General features: G+C 69.0%; 19 protein-coding genes and 1 tRNA gene. 13 read left to right on the top strand and 7 right to left on the bottom strand.

Annotated elements, in window-relative coordinates:
• The first annotated feature begins 30 nt into the window (after positions 1 to 30).
• From trmB to WDU99_RS11065, 7 genes are all read left to right on the top strand, one after another.
• Complete coding sequence (gene trmB / locus WDU99_RS11095) at positions 31 to 756, top strand: tRNA (guanosine(46)-N7)-methyltransferase TrmB (protein WP_337332527.1); 726 nt, start codon at positions 31 to 33, stop codon at positions 754 to 756.
• Entirely contained in the window at positions 753 to 1619 is an 867-nt protein-coding gene (locus WDU99_RS11090) for a CPBP family intramembrane glutamic endopeptidase (protein WP_337332526.1), read from the top strand. The genes trmB and WDU99_RS11090 overlap by 4 nt, the downstream gene beginning before the upstream one ends.
• Positions 1620 to 1635: 16 nt before the next feature.
• Positions 1636 to 2022 carry a DUF1304 domain-containing protein gene (locus tag WDU99_RS11085; RefSeq protein ID WP_337332525.1) on the top strand — a complete coding sequence of 129 codons (387 nt, stop codon included), beginning with the start codon at positions 1636 to 1638 and terminating at the stop codon, positions 2020 to 2022.
• Positions 2023 to 2096: 74 nt separating this feature from the next.
• Complete coding sequence (locus WDU99_RS11080; RefSeq protein ID WP_337332524.1) at positions 2097 to 2690, top strand: CueP family metal-binding protein; 594 nt, start codon at positions 2097 to 2099, stop codon at positions 2688 to 2690.
• A gap of 69 nt (positions 2691 to 2759) precedes the next feature.
• Positions 2760 to 2832 (top strand) — tRNA-Arg (locus tag WDU99_RS11075).
• 3 nt (positions 2833 to 2835) lie between these two features.
• Positions 2836 to 3045 carry a hypervirulence associated TUDOR domain-containing protein gene (locus WDU99_RS11070; RefSeq protein ID WP_337332523.1) on the top strand — a complete coding sequence of 70 codons (210 nt, stop codon included), beginning with the start codon at positions 2836 to 2838 and terminating at the stop codon, positions 3043 to 3045.
• Complete coding sequence (locus tag WDU99_RS11065) at positions 3038 to 3592, top strand: DUF488 domain-containing protein (protein ID WP_337332522.1); 555 nt, start codon at positions 3038 to 3040, stop codon at positions 3590 to 3592. Before WDU99_RS11070 ends, WDU99_RS11065 begins: the two co-directional genes overlap by 8 nt.
• Before the next feature lie 10 nt (positions 3593 to 3602).
• On the opposite strand, the gene WDU99_RS11060 is transcribed toward WDU99_RS11065, so the two are convergent.
• From WDU99_RS11060 to WDU99_RS11035, 6 genes are all read right to left on the bottom strand, one after another.
• Positions 3603 to 4397 (bottom strand): SGNH/GDSL hydrolase family protein, encoded by a 795-nt coding sequence (locus tag WDU99_RS11060; protein WP_337332521.1) that lies wholly within the window; start codon positions 4395 to 4397, stop codon positions 3603 to 3605.
• Between the two features lie 118 nt (positions 4398 to 4515).
• Entirely contained in the window at positions 4516 to 5424 is a 909-nt protein-coding gene (locus WDU99_RS11055) for a carbohydrate ABC transporter permease (protein WP_337332520.1), read from the bottom strand.
• Positions 5421 to 6398 (bottom strand): carbohydrate ABC transporter permease, encoded by a 978-nt coding sequence (locus WDU99_RS11050; protein ID WP_420064007.1) that lies wholly within the window; start codon positions 6396 to 6398, stop codon positions 5421 to 5423. Before WDU99_RS11050 ends, WDU99_RS11055 begins: the two co-directional genes overlap by 4 nt.
• Positions 6399 to 6442: 44 nt before the next feature.
• A complete protein-coding gene (gene ngcE / locus WDU99_RS11045) occupies positions 6443 to 7864 on the bottom strand; it encodes an N-acetylglucosamine/diacetylchitobiose ABC transporter substrate-binding protein (protein ID WP_337332518.1) in 1422 nt (473 codons plus the stop codon).
• An 82-nt stretch (positions 7865 to 7946) separates the two neighbouring features.
• Positions 7947 to 8705: an SIS domain-containing protein gene (locus WDU99_RS11040; RefSeq protein WP_337332517.1), complete on the bottom strand. Its 759-nt coding sequence runs from the start codon at positions 8703 to 8705 to the stop codon at positions 7947 to 7949.
• Complete coding sequence (locus tag WDU99_RS11035) at positions 8702 to 9640, bottom strand: MurR/RpiR family transcriptional regulator (RefSeq protein WP_337332516.1); 939 nt, start codon at positions 9638 to 9640, stop codon at positions 8702 to 8704. Before WDU99_RS11035 ends, WDU99_RS11040 begins: the two co-directional genes overlap by 4 nt.
• A 109-nt stretch (positions 9641 to 9749) precedes the next feature.
• Between WDU99_RS11035 and WDU99_RS11030 the strand changes: the two genes are divergently transcribed.
• From WDU99_RS11030 to WDU99_RS11020, 3 genes are read left to right on the top strand one after another with little or no spacing between them, the layout of a single operon-like run.
• On the top strand, positions 9750 to 10733 hold the full coding sequence (locus tag WDU99_RS11030; protein ID WP_337332515.1) for an N-acetylglucosamine kinase: 984 nt from the start codon (positions 9750 to 9752) through the stop codon (positions 10731 to 10733).
• 39 nt (positions 10734 to 10772) lie between these two features.
• Positions 10773 to 12440 carry an arginine--tRNA ligase gene (gene argS / locus WDU99_RS11025; RefSeq protein ID WP_337332514.1) on the top strand — a complete coding sequence of 556 codons (1668 nt, stop codon included), beginning with the start codon at positions 10773 to 10775 and terminating at the stop codon, positions 12438 to 12440.
• 4 nt (positions 12441 to 12444) lie between these two features.
• Entirely contained in the window at positions 12445 to 13215 is a 771-nt protein-coding gene (locus tag WDU99_RS11020; RefSeq protein ID WP_337332513.1) for a DUF2993 domain-containing protein, read from the top strand.
• A 2-nt stretch (positions 13216 to 13217) separates the two neighbouring features.
• Here WDU99_RS11020 and WDU99_RS11015 read toward each other — a convergent pair whose 3' ends face one another.
• The gene (locus WDU99_RS11015; RefSeq protein WP_337332512.1) at positions 13218 to 14294 is read right to left on the bottom strand and encodes a YhjD/YihY/BrkB family envelope integrity protein; all 1077 of its coding nucleotides are present in this window, start codon (positions 14292 to 14294) and stop codon (positions 13218 to 13220) included.
• A 192-nt stretch (positions 14295 to 14486) separates the two neighbouring features.
• On the opposite strand from WDU99_RS11015, the gene lysA reads away from it, so the two are divergent.
• Genes lysA through thrB form a run of 3 tightly spaced genes read left to right on the top strand, consistent with a single transcriptional unit; the run spans position 14487 to position 18247 of the window.
• The gene (lysA, locus tag WDU99_RS11010) at positions 14487 to 15878 is read left to right on the top strand and encodes a diaminopimelate decarboxylase (RefSeq protein WP_337332511.1); all 1392 of its coding nucleotides are present in this window, start codon (positions 14487 to 14489) and stop codon (positions 15876 to 15878) included.
• Between the two features lie 60 nt (positions 15879 to 15938).
• Positions 15939 to 17255 (top strand): homoserine dehydrogenase, encoded by a 1317-nt coding sequence (locus tag WDU99_RS11005; RefSeq protein WP_337332510.1) that lies wholly within the window; start codon positions 15939 to 15941, stop codon positions 17253 to 17255.
• 29 nt (positions 17256 to 17284) lie between these two features.
• Complete coding sequence (gene thrB, locus WDU99_RS11000) at positions 17285 to 18247, top strand: homoserine kinase (RefSeq protein WP_337332577.1); 963 nt, start codon at positions 17285 to 17287, stop codon at positions 18245 to 18247.
• Positions 18248 to 18352: the final 105 nt, after the last annotated feature.

Genomic DNA, 18352 nt, shown 5'->3' with positions numbered 1-18352 from the left:
CGGCCGAACCCGCCCCGGTACCCTGGAGGGATGCCAGAACCACGCACCTTCCGCGATGAGCCGGTCTCGTTCGTGCGCCGCAGCGGCCGCATGTCGGACGGTCAGGAGCGCGCGTTCGAGGAGCTCGCCCCGTTCTACCTGCTCGACGTGCCGCGTGACGTCGCGTTCACCTCGGTGCATCCCGACGCCCGGCTCGACGTGGCGTCCGCCTACGGGCGCACAGCGCAGCTGATCGTCGAGATCGGGTCGGGGCAGGGACACGCCATCGTATCGGCGGCGACCGCACGACCGGACGACGACTTCCTCGCCGTGGAGGTCTTCCGCGCGGGCCTGGCGCGCACCATGCTCGACGCCGACACGGCGGGCGCGCGCAACCTGCGTCTGGTGGAGGCCAACGCACCCGAGGTGCTGTCGACCTACCTGCCGGAGGCTGCGGCGTCCGAGGTGTGGATCTTCTTCTCGGACCCGTGGCACAAGAAGCGCCATGTCAAGCGCCGGCTGATCCGTCCAGGCTTCCCCGAGACCGCCGCGCGAGCCCTCGCCGATGGCGGGATGCTGCGCCTCGCGACCGACTGGGAGGACTACGCGCTGCAGATGCGCGACGTGCTCGACGCAGCTCCCGACTTCGAGCGGGCGTTCGAGGGGGAGTGGGCCGAGCGGTTCGACGGCCGCGTCATGACCGCCTTCGAGCGCAAGGGCATCGCGAAGGGACGCGAGATCCGCGACCTCACGTACCGCCGGGTCCCGCGCGCGTGACCGCGACGGCCTGGCGCAGCATCCCGCCCGCGGCGCTGGTGTGCGCCGCGGCTCCGGCGTTCTTCGTGCTCGGCTGGACCTGGGTCGGCTGGGTGCTGCTGGTCGCCGGGGTCGGGATCGCCGCGCTGGTCGAGCGCGGATCACCGCGTGCGGTGACGATCTCGGTCGGACACCGCCCCGGCTGGGTCGTCGGTGAGCGTCGTCTGCCCTCGCTGACCCGAGACCTGTCGCTGATCGCGCTCGGCATGCTGATCGTGCACGCGATCTCGCTGGAAGCGAAGCTCGACGATCTGGCGATGCTGCGCTTCACGCTCGCGCTCGGCGGTGCCGTGCTCGTCCCCTACCTCGTGTCGCGCTTCGTGTACCGCGACCGGGCGATCTCGTTCCCGTGGCGCACTCGGCAGCGGTGGGCGCGCTGGCAGTGGATCTGGCTGGTCGCCGTGCTGGTGCTGGGGTGGCTGATCCTGCCGTTCTACTTCATCAGCAGCGGTGCTTACCAGAATTGGCCGGTCGTCGACACCCCCGACCTCATCGCACGGCTGTTCGTCGGCGTGGGCGCGGTCGGCATCTGGGATGAGCTGTTCTTCATCTGCACCGTGTTCGCACTGCTGCGCAGGCACATGCCGATGGTCGCCGCGAACACGCTGCAGGCCGTCGTGTTCGTCTCGTTCCTGTGGGAGCTGGGCTACCGCGAATGGGGGCCGGTGCTCACCATTCCCTTCGCGCTGCTGCAGGGATGGATCTTCGTGCGCACGCACTCGCTGACCTACGTCGTCACGGTGCACCTGCTCTTCGATGCAGTGGTCTTCGCAGTTCTCGTGCACGCGCACAATCCCGGCATGCTGCCGTTCTTCCTGGTCTGAGGGGCAGAATCGACTCATGCTCATCGTCGGCCTCGTGCTCGCGGCGTTCGCCGCAGCGTTCCACGTGTTCATCTTCGTGCTGGAGTCGCTGCGCTGGACACTTCCTTCCACCCGACGCGTCTTCGGCGTGCGCAGTGAAGCGGATGCCGAGACCATGAAGCAGCTCGCGTTCAATCAGGGCTTCTACAACCTGTTCCTCGCCGTGACGACGGTGATCGGCATCGTCGTGGTCGCGGTCGGATCGGATGCCGTCGGCATCGCGCTCGTGCTCGCGGGGACCGGCATGATGTCGGCAGCAGCCCTGGTGCTCGTGCTGTCGGATCGTCGGATGCTGCGGCCCGCGGTGCTGCAGGGGACACTGCCGCTGCTGGCGGTCATCGCCACGGTGACCTCCCTGGGCTGAGCTCTCTCGTCGGGCGTGCGCATAGGATGGGTGGGTACGGTATTCCGGACAGCCCGCCGACCGAGGAGACCCCCATGCGCACCCGATCAGCCGCACTCACGGCCGGGCTCATCGCCCTCGTCCTGACGATCTCGGGCTGCTCGGTCGCCGAGGTCCCCGCCGAGCCGGACACGTCGAAGAGCCAGAGCGGAGCGAGCGGTCTCGCCGAACTGGCCGGGCTCGACGCCCGCGAGGTCATCGAGCAGCTCGACACGACCGCGCTCGTCGAGCGTGCCGAGGGCCTGCAGGCCAGCATCCGCCCTGATGAGCTCGTGCTCGTCGATGACTCCGGCGACGACCTCGTGCTGCCGATGCCGGAGGACGAGGTCTACATCGCCTTCGCGCCGTACGCGACGCAGACGCACGACTGCACCTTCCACGCACCCAACTCGTGCGTCGGCGAGATGCAGCACGCCACGATCGTCATCACCATCACCGACGCGGCCTCGGGGGAGGTCTACGTCGACGAGCAGGCGACCACCTACGACAATGGCTTCATCGGCTACTGGCTGCCGCGCGACGTCGACGCGACCGTCACGGTCACCGCCGACGGCAAGACCGGCAGCGTCGAGATCACTACCCGTGGCACCGAGTCGCCGACGTGCATCACGACGCTGCAGGTCGCCTGATCCGACGGCGTTCGAGGCGCCGTCGGATGCACGGGAGCGGCCCGCGCAACTGATAGGCTCGTTGAGTTCGCCTCCGTAGCTCAGTGGATAGAGCGCCGGTTTCCGGTACCGTAGGTCGCAGGTTCGACTCCTGTCGGGGGCACACATGCAGTTCAAGGTCGGAGACCACGTCAGCTGGAACTCTGAAGCCGGTCGCGTCAGCGGGCACATCACGAAAGTGCACACCGCCGACTTCGACTACAAGGGCCACACCCGCCGCGCCAGCGAGTCCGATCCGCAGTACGAGATCGAGAGCGACAAGACCGATCACATCGCCGCACACAAGGGCAGCGCCCTGACGCGGCTCGATGACTGATCCGATGATCCTCACCGTCGGGCACTCGACGCATCCGCTCGACGAGTTCGTCGAGCTGCTGGGCGGAGCCGACGTCGGTGCGATCGTCGACGTGCGCCGCCTGCCGGGTTCGAACCGCTATCCGTGGTTCAACGAGGATGCCCTCGCATCGAGTCTTCCCGCCGCGGGCATCCGCTATCGTCGCGCGGCATCGCTCGGCGGCCGCCGCCGCGTCTCGCGTGACGTGCCGGACGCGGTCAACGGGCTCTGGCGCAACCGGAGCTTTCACAACTACGCCGATCACGCGCTCGGCGCCGAGTTCGCGCAGGGTCTCGACGAGCTGATCCGCGAGGACCGGGCATCCGAGGCCGCCATCGCCGTGATGTGCTCCGAGGCCGTCTGGTGGCGCTGCCACCGGCGCATCATCGCCGACCACCTCCTGGCGCGGGGCGTCGCGGTCGGTCATCTCATGCCGGACGCACGCATCGTGCCCGCTGAGCTGACCCCGGGCGCGCAGGCGCGCGAAGGGACGGTCGTCTACCCGGCGTCGGCGGATCCGGCTCCCTAGCGGCGGCCGCCTACTTCGCGGGCTCCGTCTGCGAGCCGTCAGCTGCGGTCACCGGGGCATCGCCGAACTGCGCGAGGGCATCGGCCACCTTCTGCGCGAGGTACTCGTGCCCGGCGTTCGAGGGGTGTTTGCGGCCCGGTCCGACGTCGATCACCCCGAGGTAGTTGTCGTCGGTGATCCAGTTCTCCTGCACGGGGGAGATGTACCACCAGTTGCGGGCCGCAGCCAGCGCGGCGAGATCGCGGTCGATGCGCGCCGTCGACGCGCCGACGGGAAGCTCGTGCGGTGCCGGACCGAGCACCACGATCGGAACCTCGGGGAACTTCGCCGTCAGAGCATCCCAGACGGCTTTCACCGCGGGTCGGTAGCCGGCAGCATCCTCGCGGCGATCGTTGATCGACCCCTGGATGACGATCAGGTCGGGGGCGATCGCGGCATCCAGCGCGGCGACGCGCTCGCCGTACACCGGGCCGATGCTGCCCGGCCGCTGGTAGCCGCTGCCGGGAACGCCCTTGACGACGGTCTCGCCGTCGATCAGCCCCGCCAGCAGATACGCGTAGCCGAGGGTGGGCTCGGTGGCCGCCGAGCCGTACGTCCACGAGTCCCCGAAGACGAGCACTTTCGGGTGCTCCGGCAGCGACAGCGGCGCGGGGGAGACGCCGTCTTCCGCGGCGGCGATCGGCGCCATCTCCGCGGGCGGCATCCACGGCCGTGTGATGCCGAGGGTGACGGCGACGACGACGGCCAGCGCACCCACGACCACGAGGGCCATGCGGCGCCGTCGGGTCGGCGGATGCAGGGTCATGGGGCGAGTGTAGGCCAACATCCGGCGCTGACGAATTCGGCGGGCGGGGCGGCGCAGGACGCCGGTCGCCCCTGCGCCGCCGAAGCGGGCAGGGGCGACCGATCTGATGCCATGGGCGCTACTTGGAGGTGCCCTGCGACACCGAGCCCTGCAGCTGACGCTGGAACAGGATGTACACGATCAGCACCGGCACGATGGTGATGATGACCGCGGCGAACATCGCGCCGAAGTCCACCTGATAGCCGGCCGCCGAGGCGAAGCTGGCCATACCCTGCGACAGCACGTAGTTGTCCTGGTTGGTGTTCAGTGAGATCGGCAGCAGGAACTGGTTCCACAGGCCGAGGAAGTTCATGATCGCGATCGCCGCCATGCCGGGCTTGGCCATCGGCAGCATCACCTGGAAGAACGTGCGCCACTCGCTGGCGCCGTCCACATACGCGGCCTCCTGGATCTCGTAGGGCAGAGACTTGAAGAACGAGAAGAGGAAGAACACCGTGAACGGCAGCGCGAACGCCACGTACGTGATGATCAGACCCGGCAGCGTGTTCAGCAGTCCCATACCCTGCAGGATGAAGAACAGCGGGACGATGGCGAGGAAGATCGGGAACGTCAGCCCCGCGAGCATCAGGTAGTAGATGACGCGGCTGCCCGGCAGCGAGAACCGCGCGAGCACGTACGCGCACATCGCGCCGAGGATCATCACCAGGACGAGGGCGACGCCCACGACGATGACGGTGTTCAGGAACATCTGGCCGAAGTTGTTCTTCACCCAGGCGTTGACGTAGTTGTCGAAGCTCCAGTCCGCCGGCAGCCCGAACGGCGAGGCGAAGATCTCCTTCGTCGTCTTGAACGAGCCGATCAGGGTCCACAGCATCGGCAGGATGACGACGATCGACCAGATGGCCAGGATGACGTGTGAGACGCCGCCGACCCACTTGTCGCCGCCGCTGTCCTTCGGTGTGCGGATGTCCTTGTTCGAAGCCGAACGACGGTCAATCGTGACCGCGGCGCGCGTGTCGGTGCTCATGCGCGTCCTCCCTCATCCTTGCCGCCGATCAGGCGGAACAGGCCGACCACGATGGCGGCGAACAGCAGCGTGAGCACGGCCAGGACGACACCCATGGCGCTGGCCAGACCGAACTGGCCCTTCTCGAACGCCGTGCGGAACAGGTACTGGCTCATCACCAGGGTGCTGTTTCCCGGACCGCCGGTGGCGTTGAGTCCTGCCATGTACACGAACGCGTCGAGAGCAAGGATGCCGAGGTAGATGTACGCCGTCTGCACGTTGTCGCGGATCTGCGGGAGCAGGATCGAGATCACCGTGCGAAAGCGACCGGCACCGTCGATGCGTGCGGCTTCCAGCGTCTCCGAGGGGATGCCCTTGATCGCCGCGACGAAGAGCACCATGTAGAAGCCGACCATGCTCCACACGATCACGAAGATCGTGGCGCCCATCGCCGTGCGCTCGTCGCCGAGCCAGGCGTACTGGTTCGTATCGATGCCGATCAGCCCCAGCAGTCCGTTCAGCAGGCCGGTCGGAGTGTAGATCATGTTCCACAGGATCGCGATGACGATCGCCGGGATGACGTACGGGAAGAAGGACACGACGCGGTAGAAGCTCGATGCTCTCATGCCGCGCACCTGGCCGTGGCTGGGTCCGCCGACGGTGATCATGCTCGCGAAGATCAGCGCGATCGAAAGCGTGATCAGCGGCACGACGATCGCCAGAAGGGCGTTGTTGCCCATCGCCTGAAGGAAGGTCGTGTCCTGGAAGAGCTTGACGAAATTCTGCACGCCGATGAAGTCCATGTTCGGCGAGAAGCCGGTCCAGTTCGTCATCGAGTAGTAGACGGCTTGGACGAACGGCGAGATCACGAAGATCAGGAAGATCGCGAGCGGCAAGCCGAGGAACACGATCAGGAACGACACGTAGTCGAACGTGAGTTTGCGCGGGACCCCCGCACGGGGCGGCTTGCGCCGCCCCGTGCGTGCTGCAGTCACCGCAGCGGTCTGCAGCTCGGGACCACCAGTGGTGGCCTGCGAGGTCACTTGATCTCGATCTTCTCGATGGAGCTGTCGTTGCGGATCTTGTCGACCAGCGCCTGCAGCTGCTTGGTGATCTCGGCGACCGACATGTCACCCGCGAGGAACGAGTTCCAGATGGGCAGCTGGTCGGAGTTCATGCCGTACAGGTTGGTCGACTTGATCGTGAACATCCCGGCGCCGGCGGCGTCGATCATCTCGACCTGCGACACGAGCGCGGTGGACCCGAATCCATCGTCGGGCACGGTGCCCTTGACCACCGTCGGCGCGAGCTTGCTCTTGGAGAATGCGGCAGCGGCCTCCTGAGACAGCATCGTGCGCAGCAGCTCTTTGCCGCCGGCCGGGTTCTTCGAGTTGCTCGGCACGATGAACGGCTCACCGGCCTCCGCGCGCATGTACCCTGCGGGGGTGGTGGCGTTGCCATCCAGGGGCGTCTCGCGCACACCCTTCATCTGGAAATTCTCCGCCGTGGTGTCCTTCATCTCGTTCTCGATCCACGAGCCGGACGGGTACAGCAGCGCCTCCTGGTCGAGGCTCCACTGCGCCTGTGCCTGGGTGAACTGCGTGCCACCACCGCCGGGCTTGACGTAACCGGCCTGGATCATGCCGTGGAACTTGGTGAGGATCGCCTGCAGGGTCGGGTGCGACCAGCATCCCTCCTCCAGGTTCTCCAGCGGCAGACGCACGTCGTCACCCGACTGGATGACGGCGGAGTCGATGACGAAGGTCTGGTAGTACGTCGCGGCCTCCTTGCCCCACAGGAACAGGTACTTGCCCTTCTCCTTGGCAGCGGCTCCGAGCGTCTCGAGGTCGTCCCAGGTCTTGGGAGCCTCCCAGCCGTTCTCCTCGAACAGGCTGCCCGAGTACCACAGCGCGTAGGTGGTGAACACATAGTTGATGGCTGCGAACTTGTCGCCGAAGGTGCCCGGTGCCTTCACACCGTCGAACAGCGTGTCGGCGATCTTCGTGCCCTCGAGGTTGTTCGACTCGAGCACCTCTGTGAGGTCTTCGAGCTGGTCGAGGATGGTGTTCCAGCCGATCGAGTTGGCACCCGAGTTGTCGATGAGGTCCGGCGGGTTGCCGCCGACGAACCGCGGCTGCAGCTCCTGGGCGATCTTGGTCGAGGCCGAGACCTTGACGGTCACGCCGTCCAGGCCCTCGTTGCCCTCCATGATCTTCGCGGCGTTCTCGACGTAGTCGATGCCGTAGCCGCCGTCGAAGATGACCGCGTCGACCGTGGCGTTCGCAGCCACGCCGAACGGGTTGTCGGAGGTGACCTCGCCCGCGGGCTTGTCGTCGCCTCCGCCGCCTCCGCCTGGTGCCGCGCACGACGCCAGGGTGGCGCCGAACGGCAGCAGGATCGCCGCGGCGGCCGCGCCGCGCAACAGGTTGCGACGGCTGATGGATGCTTCGTTGAGTTCCATCTCATTACCTTCCGTTGTTGTGTGATCTGTGTAGGGGTAGGGGCCCTTCGACGAGCGCAGGGACCCAGGGTGGGTTCAGGGGTCAGGCTCCCCGTCGGATGCGACCGCGATAGCGGTCCTCGAGGACGGAGTTGTGCTCATCGCCGCCGGGAATGTTGGCGGAGATGTACATCGGAGGAGTCTCGCCGCGTGCCGCGATCGTGCGGGCGACGCCGAGCGTCAGCAGCTGCGCGATGAAGGCGGCGGTGATCGACGAGATGGCGCCGGCGCCGACGCCGTCGGCCACTTCGAGCGTGGCGTCGCCGTACGGGGCGAGGTTGTCGATGACGACATCGGCGACCTCGCTCAGGCGCTTGCCGCTGGGATGCTTCGGCTCGACGCGTACGGTGTGCTCGAGGCTCGTCACCGCGATGACACGGTGACCGCGCTCCTTCGCCCACAGCGCGGTGCCGACGATCGAGCCGTTCACGCCGGAGTTCGACGCGATGAGGAAGACATCGTGCGCGTGCACCGGCACCGTGGCCATCAGCTCGTCGACGACCCACGGCTGGCGCTCGAGTGGCGGCTCGCCGCCGAGCACCTCGAGGTCGCGATCGCCGTACATCACGATGTCGCGCAGGCTGAACCTGCTCGTGGGGATCAGTCCGCCGGCACGTCCCGCGATCTCCATCGCGAACGCCTCCGAGTGGCCGGTGCCGAACGCGTGCAGCACCCCGCCGGCGTCGAGGGCGCCGACCATCAGGGCGATCGCCTCGTCGAGCGCGCCGGCTTCGGCGTCGTTCGCGAGTCGGTCGAGCCGGGTCGTGGCCTCTCGCAGCAGATCGGTCGGGGTGGCGCTCATCGGTTCTCCTCCTGAGGGGCGGGCGTCCGCGGTGTCTTGGCGACGCGGCGGTGGCCCGAGACGGCCATCGCGCTGGCAGCGAGGTGCGTGGTGGCCACCCCGAAGGTCTGCTGGGCGACCAGCAGATACAGCAGGTCGAGCACGAGCAGCTGCGAGTGCTTGACCGACAGGTCGTCGGGGCGCAGGTAGGGCGTGGGCTCGGCGGTGGCGAGTGACACGTCGGCGAGCCCGGCGAGCCACGAATCGGTGTCGTGCGTGATGGCGACGGTGAAAGCACCCGATGCGCGTGCCTGCGAGAGCATCTGCACCGTCTCCTCGGTGCGACCTGTGCTCGAGATCCCGATGGCCACCGAGGACTCGTCCTGCATGACGGCGCTGGTCAGTCCCTCGTGCACATCCGACCAGCTGTGCGCGTTGATGCCGATGCGGTACATCCGGGCCTGGAACTCGCGGGCGATCACGCCGCTGCCGCCGACGCCGTAGATGTCGACATGCCGGCTCGCCGCGATCGCATCGGCGACGCGCAGCACGTTGTCGAGGTCGAGGTGGTCCGCGGTGGTCTCGAGATTCTCGACATGCAGGGCGACGAGCGTCTGCAGCACCTTGCCGGCCTCATCCTCCGCACCGAACTCCTGGCCGATGTCGGCCTGCCAGCTCTGGTCGGCACCGCCGCGGCCGATCTCGCTGGCGACGCCGACGCGGAACTGCGTGTAGCCGTCGAAGCCCAGCGCCCGACAGAAGCGGGTCACGGTGGCGGGGGAGGTGCCGGCGCGCTCGGCGAGTTCGGTGATGGTCAGCTCCACCGGCGCCGCAGGGCTCTCGGACACGACGTCGGCGATCTTGCTCATCGCCGCGGGCATCGCGCGGCGTCCCGCCGCGATACGGCGGGCGATCGTCATGCCGCCGCCGTTGCCGTCGTGTGTCGTCCGTGGCACCATTGCCTCCAGCTTCTTGCGAAGTGACCCCCGCCGTCTTGACCGGGATTCCTGCTGGAATGAAAACTATTCTCACGCGACGAAAACGTCAAACAGGACGAGATCACAAATGAATCACGAACCGATCCTGATCGGCATCGATGCCGGTGGGACATCCACCAGGGCGCTGCTCACAGACGACCGGGGACAGTGCCTCGGCTACGGGGTCGGGGGGCGCGGGAATCCGATCTCCGCGGGGCCCGATCTCGCGGCCGAAGGGGTGCTGGGAGCCGTGCGCGCCGCTCTGGCGATCGCCGGACGTGAACTCAGCGAGGTGTCGCACGTCGTGGCGGCGATGGCCGGCATGCGGGCCTCCGGCGATGACGCGTGGCTGCGCGACCGACTGGTCGCCGAGGGCTTCACCGGTGTGCTGTCCTTCGAAGCGGATCTGCTCGCGACCTACTTCAGCGGCAGCGCGGCGGACTTCGGATACGCGCTCGTCTCGGGCACCGGCGCCTGCGTCATCCGGGTGCGGGCCGGCCGCATCGACGGCACCGGCGACGGCCTCGGCTGGCTGCTCGGCGACCGCGGCAGCGGCTTCTGGATCGGGCACTCCATCGCACGGGCCGCGGTGCAGGATCTCGACGGCACCGGTCCCCGCACCGCGCTGACGGATCGTGTGCTCGCGCATCACGGACTCGCCCGCACGGTGCAGCGCCGAGAGGGCAGACCGGACGAACTCGAACGTCTCGTCGGCCTGCTGTACGCGAGCCCGCCGATCGAACTCGCCGGGCTCGCCCCGCTCGCCTTCGAGGAATCGGATGCCGTCGCCTCGGGCATCCTCGCCGAGGCCGGCATCCATCTCGCCGACACGCTCTCGGCGGTGCTCGCCGGACCAGGGCCGCTCGTGGTCGGGGGGAGTGTGCTCTCGCGCACCGGGCCCGTGCGGGAGGCGTTCCTGGCCCGACTGGGCGAGCGCGCCGAAGGCCTGGAGCTGCGACCCGTGGGTGACGGTGCGGTCGGCGCGGCGATGCTCGCCGTGCGCGCGGCCGGCGGGACGCCCGACGCGGCGATCCTCGACCGCCTCACCGTGTCGATCAGCGCCTTCCGCTGACCGTCGGCCGACGGGCGCGAGACATAGACTGGAGCGGATATGAGTCCTGCATCCCTCTCCGCCGCCGTCCTCGCCGTCCTCGCCCCGATCGCGGCCGAGCGACGTCCCGACGAGGACCTCGCGATCACGGCATCCGACGTCGTCATCGAGCGCCCCCGCAACCGGGATCATGGCGACTGGGCGACCAACGTCGCGATGCGTCTCGCGAAGCGACTGGGGGTGAACCCGCGTGAACTGGCGCAGCAGATCGCCGACGGACTGGCGGGCGTCGAGGGCATCGCCTCGGCCGAGGTCGCCGGTCCCGGCTTCCTCAACATCCGTCTCGAGGCCGGTGCCGCGGGCGCCCTGGCGAAGACGATCGTCGACGCCGGTGACGCCTACGGCACCAACGACACGCAGACGGGAGTCTCGGTGAACGTCGAGTTCGTCTCGGCCAACCCGACCGGTCCGCTGCACATCGCTCACACCCGCTGGGCGGCCCTCGGCGACTCGATCGTGCGGCTGCTGCTGGCCAGCGGTGCGCACGCCGTGCGCGAGTACTACATCAATGACGCCGGAGTGCAGATGGACCGCTTCGGGCGGTCGGTCCTGGCGGCGGCGAAGGGCGAACCGACGCCGGAGGGCGGATATCCGGGGGAGTACATCGCCGAGCTCGCGCGCCGGGTGCTCGAGGCGCGCCCCGGTCTGCTCGAGCTGCCCGCCGACGAGCAGCTGGTGGTGGCCCGCGACCAGGCGTACGAGTACCAGCTCGCCGAGATCAAGCACTCGCTCGAGCGGTTCAACGTGCCCTTCGACGTGTGGTTCTCAGAGCGCACCCTGCACGCCGCAGGCAGCGACGGGAGCCCCAGCCTCATCGACCGTGCGCTCGGACGCCTGCGCGAGCAGGGTCACGTCTTCGACGAGGACGGTGCGATCTGGGTGCGCACCACCGACTTCACCGACGACAAGGACCGCGTCATCCGCCGTTCGAACGGCGAGTACACCTACTTCGCCGCTGACGCCGCGTACTACCTGAACAAGGGCGACCGAGGCTTCACGAACAAGATCTACCTGCTCGGTGCCGACCACCACGGCTACGTCAACCGACTGAAGGCGGTCGCCGGTGCAGCCGGCGAGGATCCCGAGAAGAACATCGAGGTGCTGATCGGACAGATGGTCTCGATCGGCGGTGCCCGGCTGTCGAAGCGCGCCGGCAACATCATCGAGATGGACGACCTGCTCGACTGGCTGGGCGCCGACGCGCTGCGGTACTCGCTGGAGCGGTCGCCGGCCGACTCGCCGCTGGACCTCGATCCGGAGCTGCTGCAGAAGCGCACGAACGACAACCCCGTGTTCTACGTGCAGTACGCGCACGCCCGCACGCACAACGTCGCCCGCAACGCGTCCGACTCGGGTGTCGACCGCTCGGAGTTCGCCCCCGAGCTGCTCACCCACGAGACCGAGAGTGCGCTGCTGGGCGCGCTGCAGGAGTTCCCGCGCATCGTCGGCTTCGCGGCCGAGGTGCGCGAACCGCACCGGGTGGCCCGCTACCTCGAAGAGCTCGCCGGGTTGTACCACCGCTGGTACGACAACTGCCGGGTGATCCCCAAGGGCGACGATCCGCTCGAGACGGTGCACCGCACCCGGCTGTGGCTGAACGACGCCACCGGACAGGTGCTGCGCAACGGCCTCGGCCTGCTCGGCGTCTCCGCACCGGAACGGATGTGACGTGATGGCCACCGGGCTCGCCGCGCAGCGTCCACGACGAAGGGCCCGCTGGCCGTGGGTCGTGCTGATCGTGGTCGTGCTGCTTGCCGTGCTGGTCGTGGCCGCCGAGATCATCGCACGCAGCATCGTGCCGAGCACGGTGCGCAGCCTGGTGATCGACGAGCTCGATCTGCCGGCCGATCAGCAGCTCGACGTGCAGGCATCGGGCATCCTGCTGCCCCAGCTGATCGGCGGATCCCTCGAGCGGCTCGACCTGTCGTCGGACGCCGTCACGATCGGCGGCATCACCGGGGCGGCCGACGTCACCGCGACCGATGTGCCGCTGCGCGGGGGAGCCCTGGGCTCAGCCGGTGGCACGATCTCGATCGACCAGTCGCAGTTCGCCTCGCTGCTCGAGCGCTCCGAGCTTCCGGTCAGCGAGATCACGCTGGACGAGCCCGATGTGACCGTGCACGGCGGCATCCCCGTGTTCGGGCGCGAGATCGCGCTCGCCCTCACCCTCACGCCGGCCGCAGACGACGGCGACGTGATGCTCACCCCCGTGTCGGCACAGGTCGCCGGCAACGAGGTCGACCTGCAGCGCCTCGCCGCGCTGCTGGGCGGAGTCGGCGAGGCACTCGCGGGCCCGCAGCGCGTGTGCATCGCCGACCAGCTTCCCGCCGGGATCACCCTCACCGGGCTGCGTATCGAAGGCACGGCCGTCGTGGCCGACATCACGGCCGACGGCCGCATCGCGGTCGACGAGACGCTGCTCGACCCCGGCACCTGCCCCTGAACCTACCGGGCCCCTGAGCCTGTCGAAGGGCCGCGCTCCTCGGCGACCGCCTGCTGGGCCGCGCGCAGCGCCGCAGTAGCGGACTGCACGTCCTCCTCGGCCCGTCTGAGGGTCGCCTCGGCCAGGGTGTCGGCGCCGAATCTCGCCGAGACGCGGTCGCTCTCCTGGCGAGCCGAGACCGTGATGAACGCACCGGACAGCAGGATCACCTGCCCGGAGAGGTTCAGCCACAGCAGCAGCGCCAGCAGCGAGGCGAACGACGCCAGCAGGGGATTGGCGCGCGCGCCGCCGACGAACAGGCTCGAGAGCTCCTGCAGCACCAGCAGCGCCACCGCGCCGAGCAGCGCGCCGCCCCACAGCGAGCGCGCCGACACGCGCAGGCCGGCGAGGATGCGGAACGCCGCCGCCACCAGCACCGCGTTCAAAGCCAGTACGACCAGCAGCGACAGCACCCGCGTCGTCCAGAACGCGATCGCCGAGTCACGGTGCAGACCGAGCGCGTCCGCAAGGGCGCCGACGATCAGCTCGCTCGAGAACGTGAGCGCGGCCGCGGCGGCGAACGAGGCGCCGATCAGTGCCGCCAGCAGCAGGTTGCGCAGAATGATGAAGTACCACGCGATGTCGGATGCGACGGTGCCGGCGATCGTGCGCAGGGCCGTACGCAGCGATCCGATCGCGCCCAGCGCCGATCCGATCAGGCCGACCATCGAGATCGCGCCGGCGATCGTCAGACCCGCGGGCGCGCGGATGGCATCCGGGTCGACGATCCCGGCGCTGTCGTCGGTGGTGAGCAGACCCGGTACGGCCGAGTCGACGGCCCCGACCACGGCGTCCCAGGCGGCGTCGTTCTGCGACAGCCACAGTCCCACGACGGAGAAACCCAGCAGCACACCGGCGAACACGCTGAACAGCGCTCGGTAGGTCACCGCGTCGGCGAGCATCGGGCCGCGTCGGCTGCTGTACAGCAGTGCCGCCCGCACGAGACGCCGGCGCAGCAGCCAGCGGATCAGGGCGGCTCGCGCTCGTGCGAACCCTCCGGAGCCGGATGGGGGAGGTGGGGAACTCGGTGAACTGCCCATCTTCCTCACCATAACGCGGGGCGCCGTCGCGTCCCGGGGGCTTGCGCTGAGCGTCGTCTGCGTGGATGACTTCCGCGCGGGTTCGATCGCGGGAGTGCCCTAGAATCGGGGTCATCCTCGCCGTGCGTCGTCGGCCCGAAAAGCCCCACGAACAGCGGCCCCGCGAAGATCCCGCAAGACGATTGGTGCTCCGTGCATTCCGCTTCCGCCTCACCCGCCCCTGAATGGCTGGTCACCCCCGACGACGCCAACGATCTGGCATCCGGGGTGTGGCCGGTCTCCGTCCGGCGCACCGATGATGGCGAGCTGGTGATCGGCGGCGTCGCCGCCGGCGAGCTGGTGCGCGCTCACGGCACGCCCCTGCAGGTGCTCGACGAGGGCGAGGTCCGCCGTCGCGCCGGTGCGCTGCGCGACGCCTTCGACGCCGCGGCAGCCGCGCACGGCACGACCGCGCACGTCTACTACGCGGGCAAGGCGCTGCTGAACACGACGATCGTGCGGTGGATGCTGGAAGAGGGCCTGCGCGTCGACGTCTGCACCGGCGGCGAACTGCAGGTCGCGCTGCTGGCGGGAGCGGATGCCGCACTGCTGGGCTTCCACGGCAACAACAAGTCGACGGCAGAGCTCGAGCGCGCCGTCGAGGCGGGCGTCGGCACGATCATCATCGACAGCACGATCGAGATCGAACGCCTCGCCACGATCGTGGCGAGGCGGGGAGCGGAGCAGCGCGTCATGCTGCGCGTCAACAGCGGTGTGCACGCCGAGACGCATGACTTCCTCGCGACCGCGCATGAGGATCAGAAGTTCGGCTTCCCCCTCGCACAGGCGCCGGCCGCGGTCGCACGCATCCGCGAGACGCCAGGGCTGGTTTTCGTCGGTCTGCACTGCCACATCGGCTCGCAGATCTTCGGCGTCGCCGGTTTCCGGGAGTCGGCCGCACGCGTGCTCGACCTGCACCAGCAGCTGCTCGAGGGGGGCGAGATCCCACAGCTCAACCTCGGCGGCGGCTTCGGCATCGCCTACACGCGTGTCGACGACCCCGTGCCGATCGCCGAGCTGGCCGAGGGCATCGTCGCCGCGGTGGCCGAGGCCTGTGAGCGGCGCGGCATCAGCATCCCCGCACTGTCGTTCGAGCCAGGCAGGGCCATCATCGGCAACGCCGGGGTGACGCTCTACGAGGTCGGCACCATCAAGGACGTCGCGCTCGGCGTCGGTGCGAGGCGGTACGTGAGCGTCGACGGCGGCATGAGCGACAACGCCCGTCCCGCGCTGTACGGCGCCCAGTACTCCGCGCGCATCGCATCGCGCGTCAGCGACGCCCAGCCTCAGCTGGCGCGCGTGGTGGGCAAGCACTGCGAATCAGGCGACATCGTGGTCGACCACGAGTATCTGCCCGGCGACGTCGCCCCCGGCGATCTGCTGGCGGTGGCCGCGACCGGCGCGTACTGCGCGCCGCTCTCGAGCAACTACAACCACGTCGCGCGGCCACCGATCGTCGCTGTCCGCGACGGCGCCGCACGCGTGATCGTGCGCGGCGAGACCATGAGCGACCTGCTGGCGCGTGATGCGGGTATCGCACTGTGAGCCGCGGTGCGCCCGTGCGAACGATCCACACCCGAGACACCGACGTGCTGAGGAGCGCAGATGACTGACTACCGACGACTTCGCGTTGCGCTGCTGGGAGCCGGGGCCGTGGGCTCTCAGGTCGCCTCCCTGCTGCTGCGCCACGGCGACGAGCTCGCCGATCGCGCCGGTGCACGGCTCGAGCTGGTGGGCATCGCGGTGCGCGACGTCGACGCCCCGCGTGACGTCGAACTGCCCCGCGAGCTGTACACCACCGACGCCGAGACGCTGATCACCGGCGCCGACATCGTCATCGAGCTGATGGGCGGCATCGAGCCCGCCCGCTCGCACATCCTGCTCGGGCTCGGATCCGGCGCCGACGTCGTCACCGCGAACAAGGCCCTCTTGGCAACGCACGGGCCCGAGATCTACGAGGCCGCCGACCGGGTGGGCGCCTCGGTCTACTACGAGGCCGCCGCCGCGGGCGCGATCCCCATCATCCGGCCACTGCGCGACTCGCTCGCCGGTGACCGGGTCGTGCGCATCATGGGAATCGTCAACGGCACGACCAACTACATCCTCGACCGGATGGACACCGAGGGCGCCGACTTCGCGGACGTCCTCGCCGATGCTCAGCGACTCGGCTATGCCGAGGCCGACCCCACCGCCGACGTGGAGGGCTACGACGCCGCCCAGAAGGCGGCGATCCTGGCATCCCTCGCCTTCCACACCACGGTTCCGCTCGAGTCCGTGCATTGCGAGGGCATCACGACGATCACCGCCTCGATGATCGAGGAGGCGCGCGACGCCGGATTCGTCATCAAGCTGCTCGCGGTGTGCGAGCGACTCGACGGCGACGGGACGGAATCGATCTCGGTGCGCGTCTACCCGGCACTGGTGCCGCGCTCACACCCGCTGGCGGCGGTGCACGGTGCGAACAACGCGGTCTTCGTCGAGGCCGAGGCCGCCGGATCGCTGATGTTCTACGGTGCCGGAGCCGGCGGGGTGCAGACCGCGTCGGCCGTGCTCGGTGACGTCGTCTCGGCCGCCCGTCGGCACATCGCCGGCGGCACCGGCGTCGGCGAGTCGACCAGGGCCAACCTGCCGATCGTGTCGATCGGCCACGTGATGACCCGGTACCAGATCACCCTCGAGGTCCCCGATGAACCGGGTGTGCTCGCCACGATCGCCGGACTGCTCAGCGACGGTCACGTGTCGGTCGCGACGCTCGTGCAGACCATGGTCCTCGCCGAGGACGGCTCCGAGGGCACCAGTGCACGCCTGATCATCGGCACCCACCGTGCCACCGACAGCGCGCTGCGTGACGCCGTCGAGCGCCTCGCCGACAGTGACGTCGTCGAGCGCGTCGTCTCGGTGCTGCGCGTCGAGGGGGAATGACGGTGGGAGTCACCCTCGTTCCCGCTGACATGGAGCCCGTCGTGGGGGCGCCCATCGTCGCTGACGATGCGGTGCGCAGCGTGACCGTGACGGTGCCCGCGACGAGTGCCAACCTGGGTCCGGGCTTCGACACGCTCGGTCTCGCCCTGAGCGTCTACGACACGCTCACGGTGTCGGCCTTCGACGACGACCGGCTCGAGATCGAGGTCGCAGGATCCGGGGCGGAGGAGATCGCGACGGATGCCGACAATCTGGTGTTCCGCTCGATCGCCCACGTCTACGCCGATGTCGGCCGCGAGGTGCCCGGCCTGCGCATCCACGCCGTGAACGGAGTGCCGCACGGCCGGGGTCTTGGTTCGTCCGGTGCCGCGGTGACGGCCGGCATCCTCATCGCGAAGGGGCTGCTCGCCGGGGACGTCGATCTCGATGACGACGCGCTGCTGCGCCTGGCGACCGAGATGGAAGGGCACCCCGACAACGTGGCGCCGGCGCTGTTCGGCGGCCTGACGATCGCGTGGACCGGTGAGCGCGGACCTCAGCACAAGAAGCTTCTCGTGCACCGCGGCGTCGCGCCGGTGGTGTTCGTGCCCGGGTTCACGATGTCGACCTCGCTGGCGCGCTCTCTGCAGCCGCCGCAGGTCTCGCGTGAGGATGCGGTGTTCAATGTCTCGCGCTCGGCGCTGCTGGTCGCGGCACTCACGCAGAGCCCCGAGCTGCTGCTCGACGCCACCGCCGACCGTCTGCACCAGGACTACCGTGGCCCGGCCATGCCCGAGACCCTGCGTCTCGTGCAGGCCCTGCGCGCCGCGGGCTTCGCGGCCGTCGTCTCGGGCGCGGGACCCAGCGTGCTGGTGCTCGCCGACGGTCCGGGTGCCAGACAGCGCGCCGTGGATGTGGCCGACGCCATGACGGACACATCCTGGGATGCACACATGCTCGCCGTCGACGTGCGGGGTGGTACAGTTAGGGACAGAGCGGAGGGCTCCACGTAACTTCGTGAATCTCGCCCCATCGCGCTTCTGCGAAATCCGCACGCGACCCCTGGAATCATTCCGAAACCGGCTGGAAGACGCTCTGCGTCGGCGCGTGTGATGCGC

It is taken from the genome of Microbacterium bandirmense (genome assembly GCF_037204185.1).
Lineage (GTDB): Bacteria > Actinomycetota > Actinomycetes > Actinomycetales > Microbacteriaceae > Microbacterium > Microbacterium bandirmense.
This window is presented reverse-complemented; position numbering and strand designations above follow the sequence as displayed.